At 38.9% G+C, this 21,764-nt stretch carries 24 protein-coding genes; 2 read left to right on the top strand and 22 right to left on the bottom strand.

Translation table 11 applies throughout. The features are described 5' to 3' along the window. Positions 1-198 precede the first annotated feature (198 nt). The 8 genes from P9989_RS21635 to P9989_RS04235 all read right to left on the bottom strand — a co-directional run bounded on the left by P9989_RS21635 (position 199) and on the right by P9989_RS04235 (position 6,379). Positions 199-252, bottom strand: a complete 54-nt coding sequence (locus tag P9989_RS21635; protein WP_428841951.1) for a putative holin-like toxin — start codon at positions 250-252, stop codon at positions 199-201. A 281-nt stretch (positions 253-533) separates the two neighbouring features. Beyond that, positions 534-2,072 (bottom strand): malate:quinone oxidoreductase, encoded by a 1,539-nt coding sequence (locus P9989_RS04265; RefSeq protein WP_283077578.1) that lies wholly within the window; start codon positions 2,070-2,072, stop codon positions 534-536. Positions 2,073-2,704: 632 nt separating this feature from the next. After that, entirely contained in the window at positions 2,705-3,112 is a 408-nt protein-coding gene (locus P9989_RS04260; protein WP_283077577.1) for a hypothetical protein, read from the bottom strand. 191 nt (positions 3,113-3,303) lie between these two features. Next, entirely contained in the window at positions 3,304-3,750 is a 447-nt protein-coding gene (locus P9989_RS04255) for a Fur family transcriptional regulator (RefSeq protein ID WP_283077576.1), read from the bottom strand. A gap of 114 nt (positions 3,751-3,864) precedes the next feature. After that, the gene (locus P9989_RS04250) at positions 3,865-4,092 is read right to left on the bottom strand and encodes a ferredoxin (protein WP_283077575.1); all 228 of its coding nucleotides are present in this window, start codon (positions 4,090-4,092) and stop codon (positions 3,865-3,867) included. 36 nt (positions 4,093-4,128) lie between these two features. Next, positions 4,129-5,157 (bottom strand): NAD(P)/FAD-dependent oxidoreductase, encoded by a 1,029-nt coding sequence (locus tag P9989_RS04245; protein ID WP_283077574.1) that lies wholly within the window; start codon positions 5,155-5,157, stop codon positions 4,129-4,131. 86 nt (positions 5,158-5,243) lie between these two features. Further along, a complete protein-coding gene (locus P9989_RS04240) occupies positions 5,244-5,702 on the bottom strand; it encodes a RidA family protein (RefSeq protein WP_283077573.1) in 459 nt (152 codons plus the stop codon). 317 nt (positions 5,703-6,019) lie between these two features. Next, positions 6,020-6,379, bottom strand: a complete 360-nt coding sequence (locus P9989_RS04235) for a 2Fe-2S iron-sulfur cluster-binding protein (protein ID WP_283077572.1) — start codon at positions 6,377-6,379, stop codon at positions 6,020-6,022. A gap of 128 nt (positions 6,380-6,507) precedes the next feature. Between P9989_RS04235 and P9989_RS04230 the strand changes: the two genes are divergently transcribed. Then, positions 6,508-7,347 carry an aspartate dehydrogenase gene (locus tag P9989_RS04230; RefSeq protein WP_283077571.1) on the top strand — a complete coding sequence of 280 codons (840 nt, stop codon included), beginning with the start codon at positions 6,508-6,510 and terminating at the stop codon, positions 7,345-7,347. Positions 7,348-7,384: 37 nt separating this feature from the next. On the opposite strand, the gene P9989_RS04225 is transcribed toward P9989_RS04230, so the two are convergent. From P9989_RS04225 to P9989_RS04185, 9 genes are all read right to left on the bottom strand, one after another. Continuing rightward, entirely contained in the window at positions 7,385-8,068 is a 684-nt protein-coding gene (locus P9989_RS04225; protein WP_283077570.1) for a GntR family transcriptional regulator, read from the bottom strand. 146 nt (positions 8,069-8,214) lie between these two features. Next, positions 8,215-8,745: a chromate transporter gene (locus P9989_RS04220; protein WP_283077569.1), complete on the bottom strand. Its 531-nt coding sequence runs from the start codon at positions 8,743-8,745 to the stop codon at positions 8,215-8,217. Next, on the bottom strand, positions 8,742-9,335 hold the full coding sequence (locus P9989_RS04215) for a chromate transporter (RefSeq protein WP_283077568.1): 594 nt from the start codon (positions 9,333-9,335) through the stop codon (positions 8,742-8,744). Before P9989_RS04215 ends, P9989_RS04220 begins: the two co-directional genes overlap by 4 nt. A 56-nt stretch (positions 9,336-9,391) precedes the next feature. Continuing rightward, the gene (locus P9989_RS04210; RefSeq protein WP_283077567.1) at positions 9,392-9,871 is read right to left on the bottom strand and encodes a GlcG/HbpS family heme-binding protein; all 480 of its coding nucleotides are present in this window, start codon (positions 9,869-9,871) and stop codon (positions 9,392-9,394) included. Between the two features lie 26 nt (positions 9,872-9,897). Beyond that, positions 9,898-11,370 (bottom strand): aldehyde dehydrogenase family protein, encoded by a 1,473-nt coding sequence (locus tag P9989_RS04205; protein ID WP_283078828.1) that lies wholly within the window; start codon positions 11,368-11,370, stop codon positions 9,898-9,900. An 82-nt stretch (positions 11,371-11,452) separates the two neighbouring features. Continuing rightward, entirely contained in the window at positions 11,453-12,181 is a 729-nt protein-coding gene (locus P9989_RS04200) for an iron-containing redox enzyme family protein (protein WP_283077566.1), read from the bottom strand. 253 nt (positions 12,182-12,434) lie between these two features. Further along, a complete protein-coding gene (locus P9989_RS04195; RefSeq protein ID WP_283077565.1) occupies positions 12,435-13,895 on the bottom strand; it encodes a hypothetical protein in 1,461 nt (486 codons plus the stop codon). A 63-nt stretch (positions 13,896-13,958) separates the two neighbouring features. Beyond that, the gene (locus tag P9989_RS04190) at positions 13,959-14,729 is read right to left on the bottom strand and encodes a creatininase family protein (RefSeq protein WP_283077564.1); all 771 of its coding nucleotides are present in this window, start codon (positions 14,727-14,729) and stop codon (positions 13,959-13,961) included. Positions 14,730-14,777: 48 nt separating this feature from the next. Further along, complete coding sequence (locus tag P9989_RS04185; protein ID WP_283077563.1) at positions 14,778-15,113, bottom strand: 2Fe-2S iron-sulfur cluster-binding protein; 336 nt, start codon at positions 15,111-15,113, stop codon at positions 14,778-14,780. A 337-nt stretch (positions 15,114-15,450) separates the two neighbouring features. Between P9989_RS04185 and P9989_RS04180 the strand changes: the two genes are divergently transcribed. Beyond that, complete coding sequence (locus tag P9989_RS04180) at positions 15,451-15,786, top strand: hypothetical protein (protein WP_283077562.1); 336 nt, start codon at positions 15,451-15,453, stop codon at positions 15,784-15,786. Between the two features lie 95 nt (positions 15,787-15,881). On the opposite strand, the gene P9989_RS04175 is transcribed toward P9989_RS04180, so the two are convergent. From P9989_RS04175 to P9989_RS04155, 5 genes are all read right to left on the bottom strand, one after another. Then, complete coding sequence (locus tag P9989_RS04175; protein ID WP_283077561.1) at positions 15,882-17,270, bottom strand: hypothetical protein; 1,389 nt, start codon at positions 17,268-17,270, stop codon at positions 15,882-15,884. 800 nt (positions 17,271-18,070) lie between these two features. After that, positions 18,071-19,063: a 2-hydroxyacid dehydrogenase gene (locus tag P9989_RS04170; protein WP_283077560.1), complete on the bottom strand. Its 993-nt coding sequence runs from the start codon at positions 19,061-19,063 to the stop codon at positions 18,071-18,073. A gap of 27 nt (positions 19,064-19,090) precedes the next feature. Beyond that, positions 19,091-19,621: an SDR family NAD(P)-dependent oxidoreductase gene (locus P9989_RS04165; protein WP_283077559.1), complete on the bottom strand. Its 531-nt coding sequence runs from the start codon at positions 19,619-19,621 to the stop codon at positions 19,091-19,093. Next, entirely contained in the window at positions 19,590-19,835 is a 246-nt protein-coding gene (locus tag P9989_RS04160; protein WP_283077558.1) for a hypothetical protein, read from the bottom strand. Before P9989_RS04160 ends, P9989_RS04165 begins: the two co-directional genes overlap by 32 nt. A gap of 39 nt (positions 19,836-19,874) precedes the next feature. After that, a complete protein-coding gene (locus P9989_RS04155) occupies positions 19,875-21,671 on the bottom strand; it encodes a GmrSD restriction endonuclease domain-containing protein (RefSeq protein WP_283077557.1) in 1,797 nt (598 codons plus the stop codon). Between the last annotated feature and the right edge of the window lie 93 nt (positions 21,672-21,764).

The following is a 21,764-nucleotide window of genomic DNA, read 5'->3' as shown; positions in this document are numbered from 1 at the left end:
ACGAATCGCGATAATACAACACAAATCAATTTTACAATTTTAAAAAATAGGTTATAATGAAATTAGAATAGTTGCATATACTAAAAAAGACCGTTAGTGCTATCACACCAACGGTCAGGTACAATAGCCCTTCAAGGGGGCGGCTCACATAGAGTTTTTAGAAATAACTACCCACATGCTTGCCAGGCCTATGGGTGGTTATTTTTTATGGTTTGACAGTATAGCAACAATTAAAGTTCCGAAAGAAATCATCAGAAACAGTGTTTCGAATACTGTCATATCGGATCACCCCCTCTCATCTTACAGTTAGGGGAATGAACCGCCACCCATGAAAGCCCTATCATACTAGTATTATTATAGCAGAAATGATAGGATTCACCATAATGTTTTAAGACTACATACTACCGCAATCCCTTCTCTTGGCTTGGAACCTTCTTCCATATATCCAATTAAGAATATATCCCTTGTTATGTGTCTATATCATTAATCAAGACAACTAGAAAAAAAAGAAAGCATAAATAGCCAACGGCTATTTATGCTTCTTGTAAGACACGAGTTTCCTGTTCCTGCTCAGGATTCGTTTTTTTTTGATCGTCTAAGTCAAGCGCTTGCGCTGTAGACGTATGAATTTCCTGGATAAGCTCTGGGTTTTCCACTAATTTCTTTCCATAAGAAGGGATCATTTCTTTAATTTTCGGCTCCCATTCTTTGATATGCTGCGGAAAGCATTTCTCCATTAATTCAAGCATGACAGAAACGGCCGTAGAAGCACCTGGAGAGGCACCAAGCAAGGCCGCAATCGAGCCGTCAGCAGAATTCACAAGTTCCGTACCAAATTGAAGGGTTCCTTTGCCGCCGTCTTTCGTATCTTTGATCACTTGCACACGTTGACCCGCTGTGACTAAGTCCCAATCCTCGCTCTTGGCGTTTGGAATAAATTCACGTAACTGTTCCATGCGCTGTTCTTTGGATAAAACGACTTGTTCAATCAGATATTTCGTCAACGAAGCGTTTTTCACCCCTGCTGAAATCATCGTTGCAAGATTATCCTTGCGTACGGATGTTATCAAATCAAGCAAGGAGCCCGTTTTTAAAAACTTCGGTGAAAAGCCTGCAAACGGTCCGAACAGCAGTGATGTTTTATTGTCGATAAAACGTGTATCCAAATGAGGCACAGACATTGGCGGAGCTCCCACTTTGGCTTTGCCGTACACTTTGGCATGATGCTGTTCGATCACTTCCGGATTATTACACACCATGAATTGTCCGCTTACCGGGAAGCCTCCGATATGTTTGGATTCAGGAATACCAGTCTTTTGCAGCAAGTGGAGACTTCCACCGCCCCCGCCGATAAACACAAAATCAGACGTATGGGTTTCAAGTTTATCATTAGCGAGATCCTGGACCATCACTTCCCATGCTCCATCGTCAGTTCGCTTGATATCCTCAACACTATGCTTGTAATTGACATCAAGGTCTGTACTTTCTAAGGTGTCAAACAACTTACGCGTTAACACTCCAAAGTTAACATCTGTTCCTGCATCGATTTTTGTAGCGGCTATCGCTTCATTCGAAGTCCGGCCCTTCATGATAAGCGGAATCCAATCTTTCAATGTTTCCGGATCATCGGAAAATTCCATTGCTTCAAATAAAGGGTTGTCCACCATCGTATTAAAACGCTTTCTTAGAAACTTAACATTCTGCTCCCCTTGCACCATACTCATATGAGGCAATGGTTTAATGAACTCTTGAGGATTACGAATCAGATTACTATTTACAAGATAAGACCAAAATTGCTTAGAAACCTGAAATTGTTCATTCACTTTAGTAGCTTTAGACATGTCGATCGAACCGTCCGGCTGTTCCTTCGTGTAGTTCAGCTCACACAGAGCAGCATGTCCCGTACCCGCATTATTCCATACGTTTGAACTTTCTTCTCCTCCACTATCAAGCCTTTCAAACACGCGAATATTCCAGTCCGGCACTAGTTCTTTCAACAATGCTCCAAGCGTCGCACTCATAATTCCTGCACCAATTAAAATAACGTCTGTTTTACTCTGGCTGTTGCTCATTTGTCCCATCCTTATTCACTAAGATTTGTAAAAAGCAAAAGTATATAGGCGCTCCTACTTAGGCTTCACAATCATCCAGGGAGCAACCTAATTACGCATATCTTTTTTGACTCACTATTTCCTAGTGTATCACTATTGTTTTAAAAATTAAAACTATATATTTACCAAAAAGTTGGAGGGAAGTGCATCCATAACCCCAGTAGGACAAACACAAAAAAAGCCTTAATCCGGTTATTTGCACGGATTAAGACTTTTTTCGCTTTGATCAGCTAAATCTCCCCACAGCATGATCATTTGTCGGCGCAATGGAACAACTTACTCATGCCTTCTGGATCAATATCTTCTTCTGCTTTAAGTAAATTTCATCTTCCTAAACTTTCATGTCAACCTGTTAACTTACCTATAAACGTCAATCTCATCCCTTTTTTCCCATTTGATATCCTGACTTTTTGAAACGTGGTTAGGTTGTATGGAGAAGTTTGTTTTTATGTATCGCATTGACCCTCAATAACTGCCTTTAGTCGGGGAAAGAAGCCACTATTTCTTACACTCTGGAATAAGAGAGAGTGGGTGATAGGTCACTAGGAGATTATTTCAGAAACCCGCTAGGATAATATGAATGTTATTACAATTTATTTTAATATTTCTGCAATGCTTTTTGAGAGGTATTCATCTACTTCTTCAATGTTAAAGTCGCCGTCTTTACAACTTAATTTATGGTCTTTAGCAATGATTTCATCTATTATTCTCTCTTTTATCTGCTGGAGGACGTGTTTAGGACCAGACACTTTTTTAAGAATGATTTTAGATTGTTCGAAGTCAGTACGACCAACTAGGCTGTTATCTTTAAATGTAAAGGTAAAACCAAAACTCCCAGAATATTTGAATGATAAATCGGGGTATTTACCTTTTAAATTAATCTCTTGAAAGTAAAAATCGCTTACACTTGACCTTAATTTTTCTGCTGCATCAATAATTAACTCTTTATCGTAATCAATAACACTTTCTCTAATCATTTCCGCGATTTTTTCCCTATTCATGAAAATGATCCTCCTTGTAATACGAGAGATTAGGTGTAACCATTCCGCAACACATTTGTTGTATACCCTATCTATTTTCATCCTTTGTTCTACAAGACCCCCCTCGTACTTGAACATATAATTTGTCATTCATAGAGCACGAAGAATCCTAAAAAGAATTGATTCGATCAGCAGCTAATTATATTAATACTTCATTGAACTTTTCGATACCCTTGACACCCTTCACATTTACCATATACCTCCATCCGGTGGTAGCTAACTTCAAATCTTGTTAGCTGTCTGGCCAATGACTCCACTTCATTCAATATTGGATAATTAAAATCTACAACCTTGCCACATTCATCACATATTATATGATAATGATCCGTTGTGTTAGAGTCGAATCGGCTAGATAAATTACCAAATGCTAATTCACGAACGAGTCCAACTTCACGTAAAACACGAAGATTGTTATACACTGTCGTGAGACTCATATGTGGGAATTTTTCTTCCAGTTCTCTGTATATTTCCTCTGCCGTGGGGTGGACCCTTGTATTAAGTAGATAATCAAGAACTGCATGACGTTGAGGCGTGGATCGCACTCCTGATTCTTCTAATAAATCTAATGCTTTCGATTCCCTCTTCTCATACACCGTCATTCACCTTTCCTCTAATAATTTGGATTTTTATATAGTTGGAGCTACAGGGATTTGTTTAATTAAAGGAGGAAGGTATACCCTTCCCCTCTCGACTTGTAACCGTAGGCATTTTATTCAATCGAATGGTTCGTTAGCGAGTTTAATAGATTCTGTCGGACATTCTTCATAAGCATCTTCAACATCTTCCATTAAATCTTCTGGAATTTCCTTACATCCTTGATTGTCATCAAGAATAACAAATGCCAAACCTTCATCATCATAGTCATAGACATCAGGAGAAACCGCCCCACAAGAACCACATCCGATACAGGTATCTTGATCAATCTTTGTGTATGTTGCCATTTAAATCCTCCTTCAACATTCATAAAAACAGGTTCCTTAGGTATTAACTAATTCACTCTTCTTTCCTTTATCCGCCATAACACTCGTACTGTGAAGTGGCTGAACACGAGCACTTGGGTCAATATACTTTTTCGCATTGCTTACGGCAACTGGTGCTTCTCCAAATCCTGTGGCAATTAATTTGACTTTACCTTCGTAAGTAGCGATGTCTCCAACCGCATAAATACCTTCTATATTCGTTTCCATTTTAGAATCAACTACAATGGAATTTTTTTTAATATCAAGTTCCCATTCTTGAATAGGCCCTAGTGATGAGGCAAACCCATAATTTACTAGAATAGCATCAATTTCGACTTCTTCCGATGTTTTATCTTTTACATGTTCAATGATAACTTTATTGATCTTTTCCTCACTGCCGATGAGTTCTCTTACGTTGTACGGGTTTCTGATTTTAACGCTTGAGTTTTTCAATTGCTCTACGCTGTTCTCATGAGCACGGAACTTATCTCTTCGATGGATCAAAGTAACTTCACTTGCAATCGGTTCCAGCATGTTAGCCCAGTCTACAGCAGAGTCACCACCACCGCATACAATGGCTTTCTTTCCTGAAAACTGGTTAAGGTCTTTTACAAAATAAAATAGGTTTTTATTTTCATAGTCGTTTGCATTACTGATTTTTAGTGGCCGGGGTTGAAATGCCCCTACTCCAGCAGTAATGATTATGGCTTTGGTAAGGTGTTTCTCTCCTTTATCCGTGGTCAACAAAAAAGTTTTGTCTTCTAAACGTTCCACTTTGTCGACTGATTGCCCTAATGAGACTGTAGGACTAAACTGCATTGCCTGTTCCTTCAAGTCTTCCACTAAATCTTGTGCACGCACTTTAGGAAACCCGGCAACATCATATATATATTTCTCAGGATATAATGCCGATAACTGTCCCCCAAGTTGAGGCATGCTTTCAAGTATCTTCACTTTCATCTGTCTCATCCCGCCATAAAAAGCTGTAAATAATCCGGTTGGGCCTCCGCCTATAATTGTAATATCATAGCATTCATCTTGAATCACTGTAGAACCTCTTTTCCATAATGAATAGTAACCTCCTAAAGCATTTAAAAATATTCGGCTCAATTATAAATTTTGCATGTTCCCATTTACTTAATGGAAAGAAGTAGATCAGTTTCAACAGCAGCATTGCCTGGCAATGAACTTACTCCTACCGCACACCTGGCGTGCTTTCCATATTCACCAAACAGATTAACCAAAAAGTCTGATGATCCGTTAATCACATCTGGAACATTTCCAAAACCATCCGTAGAGTTGACATATCCAGTCAGTTTTACAATACGATCCATCTGGTCGAATCCACCGAGCATATCCTGAATGATAGAGAGATGATTTAGTGTCGTTATTTTTGCAGCTTCATACCCATCTTCGATTGATAAGTCGCTTCCTACCTGTCCTTTAAACAGCAATTCACCATTTCTTTTACAGGTCACACCGCTTATAAATAAAAATTTGTCGACTTTTACAGCTCCAAGGTAATGTCCTGATGGTTTAGGTAAATCAGGTAAACATAAACCAAGCGAATGTAGCTTATCTTCAACTTCCATTTTTCCGAGTTGCACGATTCAGCTTCCCTTCCTAGCTAGTTGCATAGCGTTCAAAAGAAGTGTTTATTCCGCAAACGCTATGTTCTCCCTAAACTGTTTTGATATTTTGAATTTACAAGGTCTGTTAATATAGGAAACGTGTAATGCCTTCTGATTACAAAACGAACATTTGACACCGGCTGGAGCTTTTCTAATATGAGGCACGTCCATGATACGAATGGCTTCTTTTACATGTTCTCTGCATGTCAACATATTATCCACCTCTTCTTCACTATAATTGCTGGAAAGCCCTTTCATTTTTAACTTCTAATGTGAAATTATTTATCCGTTGTTGTTATTTTTTCCTTTTTCTTAATTTTATCTGGTTTACGCTTCTTCACTTCTTTTGTTGTTTCTTCATCCCAGGAAACCGTAACATCCCCGTCTGTGACAAATGATTGGCAACCTAGCCGGTACCCTTTGTTTAACCATTCATCACCCAGTTTTCTTTTCTCCTGAACCTTTACATTGTCAAGATTTTCATAGCCCTCTTCAATTTTACAAACGCAAGTTCCACAAATCCCTCCCCCGCATTTATTTGGAAGTTCTCCATCATATCTTAAAGAAATTCTGAGAATATTTGAGTTTTCCGGCGCCTCTATAACTCTTCCGCTGGTTGCATAGTTGATTTTAGGCATTGTGAATCCTCCTATCAATATGTTTGGTATACAATATACCACATTTAAAATATTCTGACAATAAAAATAGCAAAAAAATTGAGATGCTTATTTATAATTGAATCCAAAAATGGATTACTGTATAATTAATGGTATACCAAATACAAATAAAAGCAGGTGAAGAAATGTTAAAGATTGGCTTGATTGGGTATGGGGCAATCGGAAAAGACGTGTTGGAATATATAAAGGAACACAAGGTTAAAGGTGTAATTGTTTCTTCTATTCTGGTAAGAAACAAAGGGAAATATGAAGGTTCGGGGGCTTTCCACTTAATGACGGACAACGAGAAGACATTTTTCCTAAATGATTATGATGTGATTATTGAATGTGCGGGGCACGAAGCCGTATACCAATATGCTGTTAGAGCTCTCTCTTCCGGTAGCCATTTTATCACAGTATCCGTTGGCGCGTTTTCTGATACGAAGTTACTTGAAGATGTCCGTCACTCTGCCCATACACATAACCAAAAGCTCATCCTCCCGTCAGCCGCTATAGGTGGATTGGACCGGATTGCAGCATCTACCATACATAATATTGATGAGGTCAAATTGGTTACACGGAAACCTCCGGAAGCTTGGCGTGGCACTATTGCAGAAGAGAAGGTCAATTTAGACAACGTCCTAGAACCAAGTGTCATTTATGAAGGTACTGCCAAAGAGTCAGCGAAACTGTTTCCTCAGAGTACGAATGTTTCTGCTGCATTAAGCCTTGCAGGGGTTGGATTCGAGAAAACTAAGATACAGGTACTTGTCGATCCAGAAGTGACTAGCAATACACACCAAATTGTTGCGAAAGGGTATTTTGGTGAGGTTGAGCTTACCATTAAAAACACACCTTCAGCTGAAAATCCAAAATCTGGTTACATCGTTGCCATGAGTATCTGTAAGGTGTTAAAAGATTTCACCTCCCCAATTGTCATAGGTATTTGATTCATATAAAAAAGCTAGGTACCTTTGAACCTAGCTTTTACTCAATATTTTTTTTCTTTTTCTCTTTTTGTTGTTGAACAAAATTGATGTATGCCTTCTTAGAATTTTCAATATGGATTTTTGTTAAATATTCAGCCATATCATCTTCTTTGTTTCGCAATGCTTTCATCATTTGAATATGCTCTCTCATCGATTCTTTTCTCCGACCAGGGGTTTCATAACCCATGTTTGCAGACATCTGGATATAGTCTGTTAATCCGGAAAGTATTTCGTAGAGCCTGGGGCTTTTGGAAGCTTTATATAGAAGAAGGTTCATTTCGATATGTTTGTTGTCAAACCCTTCATCGTCTTGTTTCTCCAGTTCTTCCAACTGTTCAATTTTCATATCGAGCTCTTTTTGGGTGGGTTCATCCATTCTCTGTGCGGCGAGCTTAGCCGCCAGTACTTCCAGCGAAGAAAGAATTGTAAACACTTCAATCACTTCTTCTTCAGAAACATTGGAAACGATTACCCCTTTCCTGGGTACTGTCTTCACAAATCCCTGAGACTCAAGCCTGAATAACGCCTCCCGTATGGGTGTACGGCTAATATTAAGCTTATTAGCTAGTTCCCTCTCAATCAAACGATCACCGGGTTTGTATTCCCCTTCTAAAATCAAATCTTTTAAGTAACGGTATGCACGTTCACGGATAGATAACAGTTCATCTTCTGCCCACTTCATAACTTGCAACACCTTCTTTCCTGCCCAATACTGATTTATGGTATACCATTTTAACACCTATTATATCAGAACACCACCATTTTTATCATGTATAAATTCCAAAGACGGCCAAGAATATCTTGACCGTCTCGATGTTATCCATAATCCTATGATAGGAAAATTCCTCCATAAAATAAAGCCCCAAGGATGACAAACGCCGGGTGTACCTTGAATTTATTCATTGTAAGTAATCCTGCCGCTGTCAGTATAGAGAGGTGCATGAGACCACTGTCCTCAAATGCTGTAAGAAAGAAGTTATAAGCCAACACACCGAGTAAAACAGCAATAACTGGCTGCACTGCTTTTGTCATTAGATTCACCTGAGGTGAATCCTTGAAAATATTTAAAAACTTGAACAGAAGTATGACCGCAATCGCTGAAGGAAGGATAGTTGCCGTCAGAGCAATAACAGCACCCAATCCCCCTCCGACTTGATATCCAATAAAGCCAGCCATTTTGGTTGCAATGGGACCTGGCAAGACATTCGCAATTGCAAATAAATCTCCGAATTCATTCAGGGTCATCCATTCATAGTGATTGACAACCTCATTCTGGATAAGAGGTATAGTAGCTGGCCCTCCACCATACCCAAGTAGATTTGAAATAAAAAACGCCCAAAAAATATCCCAATACATCATACGCTTTTTTCCCTCTGTACTTGAGATTTACTCTGAGATTTGTTCCTTTTACTTTTATAGGTTGCTAAGATAAAACCCCCCGCTAGGCAGGCGCCGATCATTATGCCTGGATGCAGGTTCAAAACTTGCAGGACAACTAATGAGACACCCATGAGTAACAACATGATCGGAGATCCCATCCCTTTACGAGATTTGTCCGCAAACTTGTATGCCATTCCCATCAGCAAAATGGCGATGATCGGAGTAACACCTTGGACCATACCGCTAACAATCGGAGAAGACCTATAACTGTACAATACCCCCAACATGACCAACATACCCACTAAAGAAGGTAATATATGAGCGATAATAGCGACAATTGCCCCTGTGTTCCCTTTCACCTTATAGCCAATATACGCTGCCATTTTTGTCGCAATAGGTCCTGGAAGCGTGTTAGCCAATGCCAAGGTCTGGATAAATTCACCTTCGGTCATCCATTTGTATTTCTTAACAGCTTCATATTCTATCAAAGGAATCGTTGAAGGTCCGCCTCCGTATCCAGTAACCCCTGTCCTAGCGAAGCCGATTGTAAGGTCCTTATAAGGTTTCAAAACAATCTCCTTCTTTCGTAAAAAAATCTGCAAGTATAAGTACTGTTCTGGACCGTCTATGCCTTGATATCAGCCTCTATAATCACTTCATGTCCATCTGGTTGAAGGTGACTCTGCAAAGCGCCTAATGCTGCCGTTCCTACAGCTGTATCCTGTTCACCATTTCCACCACTGACACCAATTCCGCCGATTACTTCTCCATCAACAACAATTGGAAAACCTCCGACGAAAACAGCAAATTTCCCAGGAAGCATGTGCTGAATGCCAAAAGCCTCATTACCTGGAAGTACCGGTCCATTCGGCTCTTTGTTAAAAAGATGTGTAGAGCGTTTGTGCCCTGCTGCGGTGAATGCTTTAGCAATCGCAATTTCCGCACCTGTTATCCGTGCGCCATTCATACGCTCGAGAGCAATTAGGTTCCCGCCCCCATCTACTACGGCAATCGTTTCCAGCACATTGATCTCTTCCGATTTCTTTTTGGCTTCTTCAATTAATAATTTTGCTTCTTCTAAGTCCAATTTCATAACACTTTTCATGATAAGGGTCCCTCCTTGTAAGTGAATTAATATCCAACATATACAGTTTTAATTTGCGTGAAAAACCCTAACCCGTCTCTTCCTGATTCACGGAAAGTGGATGTACTAGACTTTTTAATGCCACCAAACGGCGCATTAATCAAGTTTCCTGTTGTCGTACGATTCACTTTTACGGTTCCAGCTTGAATTTCTCTAGTAAACCGTTGGGCAATGCCAATATTATTTGTAACGATAGAAGCAGCCAGCCCGTATTCCACATCATTGGCGACGGAGATGGCTTCCTCATAACTTTCCACATCGATCACTGAAATGACTGGTCCAAATATTTCCTCTTTAGCTATTCTCATGGTGGGTGAAACATTGGTGAATATGGTTGGTTGGACATAATAACCGTTGGCATAATGGCCATCCGTTAAATGCTTCCCTCCATATACAAGCTCAGCCCCTTCTTCCTTTCCGATTTCAATGTACTTCAAGACGTTTTCCAACTGTTTTTCACTGGCCAGCGGGCAGATCGTTACCCCCTCTTCAAAACCATTTCCGACTTTTAGGGCACTTGTTTTTTCTATTAATGCTTGAAGGTATTGATCTTTCATTTCTTTCATGACAAGTACTCTACTAGTTCCTGTACATGCCTGGCCAGATAAAGAAAAACCACCGTTTATGGTCAGCTTTGCGGCGAGCTCCACATCTGCGTCATTCATCACAATAAGTGGATTTTTCCCACCCAACTCCATCTGTGTTCGTGTATCTAGTGATGCGTTTCTATGAATTTGCTCCCCTGCCCAAGTCGATCCAGTGAACGTGACTGCTTTGACCCCAGGATGATCAACTAGACTGTCCCCTATATCACGTGAGCTACCCGTTACAAAATTAAGTACACCTTCTGGAAGGCCCGCTTGCTTCAAAGCTTCTACTAGGCGGAAAGCAATCAAAGGCGTTTCGGAAGATGGTTTAAATACAACCGTGTTTCCAGTAATCAAAGCAGGGGCGATTTTTCTGGCTGGAATAGATATTGGGAAATTCCATGGAGTGATAACCGTTACAACCCCTAAAGGCTCTAATTCAGATGTAACCTTCATTTGCGGGTCATCATGCGGGAACGTTTCCCCTGTGAAACTCTGTCCTTCGACTGCATAATAACGGAGCGTTTGGGCGGATCTTAGCACTTCTTTACGAGATCCTCCAATCGCCTTTCCTTCTTCACGTGTCAATTCTTCCGCAAATTGGTCTACATTTTCTTCAAGATAATCCGCTGCTTTGTTTAAAATCGTTGCTTTTTTAGAAGGAGGGGTTTGGGACCAGTTCGGAAAAGCCCTTTCTGCTGCTTCAATTGCTAGTTTTACATCTTCTTCGGTAGAGGCTTGAAATACACCAACAACCTCTTCTTTATTCGCTGGATTTATGCTATTGAAGGTTCTTTGACTAATTGATGGTTTCCACTCCCCATCAACTAAATTATTAAAAAGTTCTGCTTCCGTTGTTAACATTCCATACATCCTTTCCATTTATAGCTATTTATGAACAAAGTGGCAGCTCCCTTCTTGAGGAAACTGCCACACTATTAATTTGTTTTTAGTATTAGGCTTGTACTAATGAACCTAGGTCTTTTTCAAGATACTCTCTCCAAAGACCATCCATGTACATGCGACGCATTTCAGCTCCAGTACGAACGATCTCTAAACAACGTTGTTGTAGCTCTGGAGTATTTGCATGCTCTAATACAATCTTATAACCGCGCTCCCCATGGATTTCATCAGATACGATGTGGAGGTCGAAGAATTCGATCGATTCATCATCGAACCCGTATTTTTCACGAAGTGTAGGTGTTTGTTTACGGTAAATATCAGGAACTTGAGATTCCAATCCGACTACAAGTGCTGCTGTAGCAACAACGAAATTCTCGCGAGATGCAACCGAATAACACCAGCTTTGTAATCCTAGTGTTGTAGCTGCCATATTTTTAGGATCACGAACTCTATCACCAGTTGTTCCACATGCTTCAGCAAAACGAATTAATAGATCCGTGTGACGGTCAGCTGCAATCTCTTCCTCATACATATTTTGTAGCGTAAAGTCCTTAGCATCTTCGAATTCTGGTCCTTCTGGCGTATTGTGATAAATATAAGAAAGATAGTTCGCAAATGGTCCAACATAGTGGTAATGGTTTTCAGCCCATTTAGCGAAATGTTTTCTCTCTAACTTTCCTTCTGACCAGGCAACTGTAAAAGGTGCTTTCTGACTGTGGTTCCCTTTAATCGCCTCTTCTAGCTCCTTACGAAACTCATCCTTTGATAATAGTTCTGCCATTTCCATTCTCCTCCTTGAAATCAAATGTGAGATTACAACCCAGTATTTTGTGTACAGTATTTTGTATACCAAGTATACCTAAGCTAAAGCGTTGAATTCTTTAAATCCCCCCAGCATCCACGCTTTGAAGAAAGAAATAACTAGTAACTCCATTAATTTGGTATACCATTGATTAAATAGTAACCTATTATTTATTGTTTGTAAACATCATTTTCTGAATTTTTAAACCTTTTGTATTCCTACGTTAGTTCTTTTACAGGAAATACACGGCAAAGGCAGCGGAAGCAAAAAGACCCATTATAACTGGGATGAAGTTTTTTCTGGCAAGATCCAATACAGATACCCCACAAAAGCCTGCGATAGCCACTAGGGATGACCACGCGACCAATGTTCCTCCCCCTGTCCAAATAGAACCCATTTGACCGATTGCTGCAAGCGTAGCAGTATCCACTCCAGTCGTATTTGCCATCGCGCCAGCCAATGAACCAGTCAAAGGTAAACCTGAAAACCCTGAACCGTCAAGCCCCGTGATGATTCCTACTATAAGTATTCCAAATGCTGTGAATAGAGCATTTTCCGGAATATAACCTTGTGCTGTTTGAACAAGGTCAAACAAAAAGGCTGGGGTAGTCGCATCTTCACCTAAAGAAAGAATCGCCCCTGTGAAATCAGAACTTCCGAGAAAAAAGAAACCAGCAATCGGTATCACTGGACCCATAGCCCTAAATGCAAATACAAAACCTTCTGTGAAATGATCACTGATTTTATCTAGCGCATGAATTCTCCGGAATGCGACAGAGGCTAAAATCAGCAATACCGCAGCGACTCCACCTATGAATGCTGCACCATCCCCACCTTCAAATCCTCCTACAGTATCACCGCCGATTTGTGTGGAAAACATGAATATCATAACAGCCAATAGAGATAGTGGCACAAGCACAGCAAAGACTGTGCCCCATATTCCACGCCTGGCTTCGTAAACATCAACTTCAGAAGTTGCTGATATTTCTGCCTCAACTGTTGGATCTACACTTGTTGGCAGACCATTTAGGGAAGATAGAGATTCATCGCTATTAGGCTTGGTAATTGATTTTCTAACAGCGACATACGCTACTGTAGCCGCTACACTACCTGTTATCAGGGACATAATGAAGGCTTTATCAGCAACTTGGGCAGTTTCAATCCCTGCCGCAGTCGCACTCATCATTGGAGCAACCTGCATAATATAATCGGACGACAATGCCATGCCTTGTCCTGAGATAGCGATGATTACAGCCGCCCCCATTGCCGGAAGCCCTGCGCGTACCGCTGCTGGAACTAATAGAGCACAAATTAATGGAACTGCAGGGGTCGGCCAGAAAAACAAGGAAATGACATAGGTTACTGCCATCAGTACTAAGAAAGCAATGTGTCCATTCTTCATCACCTTCGTAATAGGGACGATCATTTTTTCATCTGCCCCGATCTCTTTTAGTGAGTTGAGCAGGGCAACCATAAGGGTGATAATCAAAAAAATACTGAACAGTTCCCTTGCTGCAACAAGATTGGCGTTAAAAACTGCCTGGAATCCTCCAACTACTGATCCTTTATAAACCCATGCTACTAAAAAAGTACCAACGATAGTGGGAAGTATAACTCCCCGGCGAAACAACATCGTGACAATGACTAGAAACGTAACTGCACCGTAAAGCCAATGGGCAATAGTTAACTCCAAACGCACACACCCTTTTCGTCAAATTTCCTTTTAACCGTCTAAACAGACTTCTTTCTCTTTTTTTTAATGAACAGACTCTACTTTGTAATCCAAAATTTCTTCCAAAGACAGTGTTATGTTCTCTACAGCTTCTTGTACAATTTGTTCCCCGATTTCTCTCGATGCTTTCGTAGCATCACCAATACTTCCATTTCTTGTCATATCTTCGTAACGATAAAAACCTTGAATGGCCTTCCCAGGTCTCAATTGTTTATATCTCCCCCCTTCAATAAAATCACCTTTCGCCAATCTATCAGCACGTACCAGTGAGGGTGCTAAATATAAGGCTTCTGATACTTCGCGCTCACAACTGTGTCCAAAAATAGGAGATGTAATCGCATGGGCCACCGTTTGTTTAGCAGAGGCTGTTGTTTTCGCATAATATACCTCCACCGACTCTTCTGCTGATAAAGTTGTGCTAGCGACACTCAACGTCGACTGGTTTCCTCCGTGTGCATTTAAAAACAAGAATTTAGTAATACCATGGTGCTTCAAGGAACGGACAACGTCTTTTAAGATAGCAATAAGCGTTTCAGGCTTTAAAGAAATTGTTCCTGGAAAATTCATATGGTGTTCAGATACTCCCATATTGATTGTTGGTGTCACAATTATACGAGGGAACATTTTTTCTGCTAATTGTTTAGCCATTTCCGTAGCCAGTACAGCATCACAGCTTTCAACCATATGAGGGCCGTGCTGTTCATGAGCTCCTATCGGAATAACAGCCACTTCCACCGTTTTCAGGGCATCTCCTACTTCTTCCCAGGTCATTTCGCTTAGCATATACGCGTTCAAATGATCCTCTCCTTTGGTTTATTGTATACCAATATTTTAAACAAAAAATTAATCCTTCCTTAGTTCCTGTACTTCTCTTTTTTTCTTTCGGACATCAATATTTTCTTGTGAAATCTCTAAGTCATCCTTTACCGACAACTGACATGTAAGACGGTAACCTTCTTCTAATTTATCTCCCAACCTTTTTTCTTCTTTCCAATTTGGAGGATCCAATTGGTCTCCACCATCAATTACCCTGCATGTACATCTCGTACATTTCCCCATTCCACATCCATACTTCAGCTTAGGGAATTGTTTAATTCCAGCTAAAACTACGAGATTAGCATGATCTTTAACCTCTTGTTCGACTATTTCTCCATCCACATGCAATTTAACCTTTGGCATACCAACACCCTTTCATCACTGTTCTTAATTTTTTGAATTTTCTTGAGTATAATGTTTAATTTTGAAATTGTAAACCCTTTCAATGTATTTTAAACATGAATATATTACCAATATTATCCCGATCATAGGCTTCCTCATTGTTTAAAAGGATTAAGTGATCATTGATTAGATTATCTATTTTCGGAAAATTCTAAATTACTCTTGATAAAATATTTATCGTGTTATAGACTAAAGTCAAATGTTTTGGTATACAAAATACAAAAAAAGGGGGGGCCGGATCACTATTCAATTGGTCTAAAGGAAATGATTCTAATTTTTACTAAAGGAGCGTGTATGGATGGATAAATACATTGTGTTAACCAATAAGGATACTTATCAAACAGTACTGGATAATGATGGACTTGAGGTAGTAGAGTCGTACCAATTTTATTTTTTCGATAAATTAAAAGCAACATATACTATCGCAAAGGTATTAGATGATCGTACAAAGATCCAGTTATATGAGAAGTATGGAGAGAAAGAATTTGTTAATTATATTAGAGTGAAATTCTTTGAGGCTTTTGAAAACATTGATGATGCTAGAGAAGAATTAGATGAAATAGTAAAGGGATCCGGTAACAGCGAGGATTCTAAATTCTCAAAACTCGTTAAATCTGAAACGACAACAGCGTAACACTCTTAAGGGGCAAATAAAAACTCTAAAAACCTTGCCGATTAAAGGCAAGGTTTTTTGTAATGAGATTCACAATTAACGGCAGGCCACCGCAATCAAATAAGTATCTCCAAAAATATCAAATAGCTTATGCAAAATCCTAAGAACAATAAGGTGAAGGATACATTCCATTTAGAAATTCTAAAGGAAGTTACTTTAACAATATTTGACATAACTCCAATAGTAGCATTGTAAGGACCCATTAAGAAAGCAGCTACTGATCCTGCAAGCATAGAGGTAGTTAGTATATAGGGAGATATACCAAGCCCTTGGGGATCCAATGCCTCTGCCATTAGTGCCAAACCTACTGCTGGATGTAATCCAGTAAAGGCTAAAGCAAGCGGGATGAATAATAAAACAATAAGAAAAACTTCTATTCCGATTATATCCTTAATAGCACTTATCCATTGGTTCAAAACATGATCGGTACCTGAGAATTGAATCGATGAAATAAAAAATCCAGCTGATAGAAAAATAAAAAATTGATCTTTCATTTTTGGGAGGTGTGTTTGAAAGTGTTCTTTCAATCCGATGCCAAATGCTTTCGTTTTTCTTATACATAGTGACCACAAAAGAGTGAACGGAATGACCAGTAACGCAACAAGAATGAGAAAGGAAAAAGAAAACTGTGTTTCGAATACAGAAACCAGGAGGTTGAAGATAATAATGGCAATCAATATGTGATATAATCTGCCGGAGTGTACACTTTCTTCACTCGCCTCACTAGCCGCCGCTATTTCATCATTTTCACTTTTAAACCCTAGATTCTGCTTTGCCTGTTTTTTAGCATTACTCTTCCCTAGCATCCAATCAAGCAACAAACCCGCTATACTTAAAGGTAAGACATAAGGGAGCATGGAAGCCCAACTAACGCCTGTCATTTCAATTACGATGCCCACAATTGGGGTGACTGGTGCCCACATTAATGGCATAGCAAACCCATGTGTAATAGCCCTGCTCATAAACCTTTCCTTATCCTGCAGGGAAAATATATCAGTTGCCGGCCGTATCGAGTAATAAGTCATCGGCAATGTAGCGAGATTTAAAAAAATACTAAAGAAATATGAAATCCCAGAAGTCATCGAATATAATTGGCTGGAAGATTTGACCTTTTGTTTAATTAAACTTCGGATTCGCACTTCATACTTCCCTATTTTTATAGGTAACGCCAAAATCGGGACCATTGCAAAAAGAGTAAGTAAATTCATCATCGGTCCGAACGAAAAAAGAAAGTCTTTCCAACCAGCCCCACTATCAATCAACATAAACGTACCAATTAATAAAAAGAATCCTCCCATTACTTTGACAAACCTAGATACTTTAAAAATCGTTAGCAAAATGATGAGGAAACAAGTTAGTGATAACAAAGATGCAGCGTTAACCGTTGGAAAGACAACCGTTATAAGATAGAAAAATATTGAAAGACCATATAAATATTTCAACATAGCATCACCATTCATTCGAATAATAGATTATGGAACTGAATTAACTATCATTCTATACTATTAAATCAAGAAAATCCATCATATGGTATACAATATTTTATAATTTTAGAGTAAACTAAGATAATTGACTACTTGCCTGACTGCTCATTTCATTGTGAATATTAGCTTTAACACTTGTTATATAAGTATTTTAGTGTGTTTTCCATAATTAATGAACTCTCATTTGGTATACCAAATGAGAGTTCATTAATTATTATAGGGTATTTTCAGAGATTTAAAGCCTCTTATATGGTATTTGGTATACAATTTGTGTTGACCTTTTTGGTGTTCTAGGCTATAATACCATTGAGGAAATAAAATATCATGTACCAACAGGAGGGGCATCGATGTTTAACTTATTATTTGGGTCAAAAAATGCGCTGAAGAAATCTGAGCGTAAGTTTTCGATCCTAAAACGCACATTGAATTTTTAAACCCGTTTTAAGTCATTTCCTTTAACACTTGAACAGACTACTAAATTATTCGCCGCTCGTTAGAGTGGCGATTTTTTTGCCTTTTGATATCTTTCTGAAACTTACTAGTTAACTAGGTTAGGTTGCTTAAATAATCCTGTCTTCTTTGCTGACCTGGATGCTGGATTGTGCGTGCAAAAATACAAACGTAAACATCAACGTTTACGTTTGTATATATACCTTCGCTAATTTGACATGAATGCTACTTACAATACTTGTGGATTCGTGTAATTTAGATTAGTAATTACCACATATCAATAATAGATGTTAAGAAGGAGGTTTGAAATTTCATTCCAAATGCTCTAATATCCTCTGAGCCAACTTATTCGGTGTATTCCTAAAAGAATCATGTGTACTCCCTGCCATATGAGCCGTCAGCGTTATATTATCCAGCTTTAAAAACGGGCTGTCTTCTTCAAGAGGTTCATGATCAAAGGTATCTATAGCCGCTCCAATAATCTCCCTGTTCTGTAAAGCCTCAATCAAATCATCTTCCTTAATCAGTCCCGAACGTGCAGAGTTGACGATAATTGCAGTGCTCTTCATCATTTTAAAATGCTCTGCCCTTATCATATTACGCGTCTCCTCTGTCAGCCTTCCATGCATGGATACAATATCTGATTGCTTAAGAAGATTCTCTAAGTCTACATTATCAAAAGAGGTCTCTCCGTTATAATATGGATCGTAGAAAATGATCTTTGCCCCAAACACGCTTAAAAACTTCCCAACCAGCTGACCGATGTTTCCAAATCCAATCAAACCGACTGTTCGACCTTCTAATTCCGGTACAAAGTCTCCATTTGGAAAATCCTTGCGCCACACACCTTGCTTCAGAGCTGCATGAGAACGAGCAATGTTCCGTACCTCGGCAAGAATTAATCCAACTGTGAATTCTGCTACACTGCGAGCGTTACGTCCTGGTGTATTTATGACTGTAATCCCTTTTTCTTCAGCAAATGATGCGTTTATGTTCTCCGTCCCCCCTCGCATAATACCAACTCCTTTGAGATTACTAGTGGCACTTATTACCTTTTTATTCACTGGTGCAAACTGTGTAATGATTAGATCAAATGAATCAATGTCCTTCATTAAATGATCGGGAAGCTCAATTACCTCACTGCCTCCCTGCTCTATAGCCAGATTATCTTGTTGTAACTTCTCTAAATTTTCATGTTTCCATTCTCTTACCGTTACCGCTATTCCTGCCTCAGTTAGTTTTGTTAACCCGTGCTGCATCATTTCCTTTGTAATAAACAAATCAGCTATAGCCAAACATTTCATTACAAACCCACTCCTTAACCATTGGTTTTAGCGCATCAACATGCCACCTGTTGCATCAAGGGTGGCGCCAGTGATATAGTTGGCTTTCTCTGAAACAAGGAAACTTGCAATGTCTGCAATTTCTCTTGGCTCAGCGACTCGCCCTAACGGAATACGGTTCAAATAATAATTTTGATTCTTTTCAAGCTTATCTTTAATCATATCCGTTTCAACAATTCCAAGAGCTAAGTTATTGACATTGATACCATCCTTCGCGAGCTCACGAGCTAATGATATCGAGAAACCGATCATCCCTGACTTGCTGGCCGCATAATGGGCATGACCAGTAGTCGAACCATTAAAAGCTGCTTGCGATGTTATATTTAGGATCTTTCCTCGTTTGTTTTCATTCAGACAGTGATTTGCAAAAGTTTGACTCGTTAAGAAGACGGATCTCAGATTAATATCCAGTGTTTCATTCCATTCAGTTAAGCTCATATCCTTAACATAACTAGTTGGCCATATGGCAGCATTGTTAACTAAAAAATCAGCCGTTCCGAATCGTCTTTGGCAATACATCTGTTTCAAAACGTGGATCCTCGTACCATTTTTCCACATATTTGGTCGCACGAGTGTCTGTAGAAATAATCCCATTATAAGTGGCCTTGCCATGCCCGAGAACCTTTCGCTTTGTGTTAACTTCTACACGTTCATTGACAAGGTCCACACGAGAAATTAGGTTGAAGGAATCCACAAGAAAATCTTTAATCCATGCTAAGAACTTTCTAATCAATATAAAAATGTCTGACCCTATGTGAGCCAGACATTTTTATCAAAGCTTTTTATAATATTCACGAATTTTATTGGCTATTAATTCCCTTCTCTCCTCTAGAAACTCATTATAGTCATTGGATGCAAGATCAAATATAGACTCAGGGATACAGTTCATCTCAAGGTTCTCCCTTAAAGACTCCATATTATTTATTTCCCCCATGTGAAGAGCATCTCCATTTACCTGTTGTTTAACTTTCTCCATATAATCTTTTGGGGATTGTGCCTTAATGGCTAAATTAACAGCTTGTTCAGTATAAGCATAGTTTGCGATCTGATTGTACTGCCTTCTATTATTAAACCCATTTGCCTGTAAGTATTTCTTTGGAAACACATGATGGACGTCACCACGTTCTTCAATAAGTTGCTGCACCGTAATAGATTTAGATAAGAAGGCATAGTCTTTATTATAAATTTGAGACATGACATATAGATTAAAATAAGGACTACTAGTAACAGATGTATTTAGGTTGGCAGGTAAAATGTTCTCCCAATATGCCGCTGATAATTCTCCAGCTTCTACTTTTTTCACATATTCCATTGGATCATCATGTTGGTCAAACCGTTTAATATCAAAATCAAACATAGATTCTGGTGAACCTGAATAACGTTCAGTGAGAATAGAAGCTACTAACCATCTTCTTACTACTTTGTTGATGGTTGCATCATTTACATCTTTCTCTCTAAGTAATAAAAACAGAGTGTATGCAAAGTTTAAAGCATTTTGAGAACGGACTATTTTAGCATTAACGATACCGGCAGACTTAAGAATCATTATAAAGCGTTTAAAATTAGTTTCGTTGGCAAACTTCAGTACCCCATCATGTAATTGTGTAAATGAATCCTCAATTATTTCTTCTTTATACTCTCTCGTTTCAAAGTCACGTCCAGATAATAGACTAACCAAATTTGATAAACGACCACGGAGAAACTTAAATGTAAAGGCAACGCGTAAAAGATCTGAGTAGCTTGGCTCATAAATATTTGTATTATAATTCTTTAACCATTTTATCTTATTCATCTCATCAGTTTCAGCAAAATCGTAATCATTTTCAATGATATTTTCATAGATTGCTGGGCTTTTAATTAGGTGACAGAAGTAATCAACAGTTTTCCGGATGATTGGCCCATTGTACAAATCGTTGACAGATACTTTTGACATAGCAAAATCCGCCTGACTCAAATTTACCCCAGCAGAATTAATTCGAATGAAAATTTCTGTAACTACCTCAATATCTAATGTATGGGCTAATTCAATTATCCCAATTGAACTATACCTTACACTAGTGAGCTTCTGAAGAATCTCATTGAGCTCATTTTTACTAATCTCTGGATTACGTTCACAATATTCATTGATGAAATCGAACGTATCAAACCCCTGTTGGAATACCTGAGAAATATCAGGTATCCACCTTTTATCTTTTCGAATTGCTGGGTTTTCAACCTCAAAAATTTGTTCAATTGGGTTAAAAGCAATCCTAATTTTCTTCTTCTTATAATTGTTATCTACAACTTCCTTACCTGAGATCGCAGCCATGATAGCTGTAACACGTTGCTGGCCATCAATTAGTATTTTTTTGCCGTGGGAAACTGTCCCATCTTTTAAACGAGCATCAGGATTTTGCCATGTAATAATGTAACCAACAGGATAATCATTATATAATGAATCCATTAGATCCCTTACTTTAGAAGGTTTCCAAACGAATGGTCGCTGAATTTCAGGGATTGCTACAATATCTTGTTCAATCCAGCTGATCAGTGCATTTACTGAAGTATTATTTACTTGATAATTAGACAAAAAACCACCCCATACTATCTTTTTTCTGTATTTAATCTTCGTTAATCTTCTATTGTTTACATCGTAAACTTTTTGAAAGTTAGAATCTATTAT

This window comes from Halobacillus naozhouensis, assembly GCF_029714185.1.
Lineage (GTDB): Bacteria > Bacillota > Bacilli > Bacillales > Halobacillaceae > Halobacillus_A > Halobacillus_A naozhouensis.
Note: the sequence above shows the minus strand (reverse complement) of the source record. Positions and strands in the feature narration are given on the sequence as shown.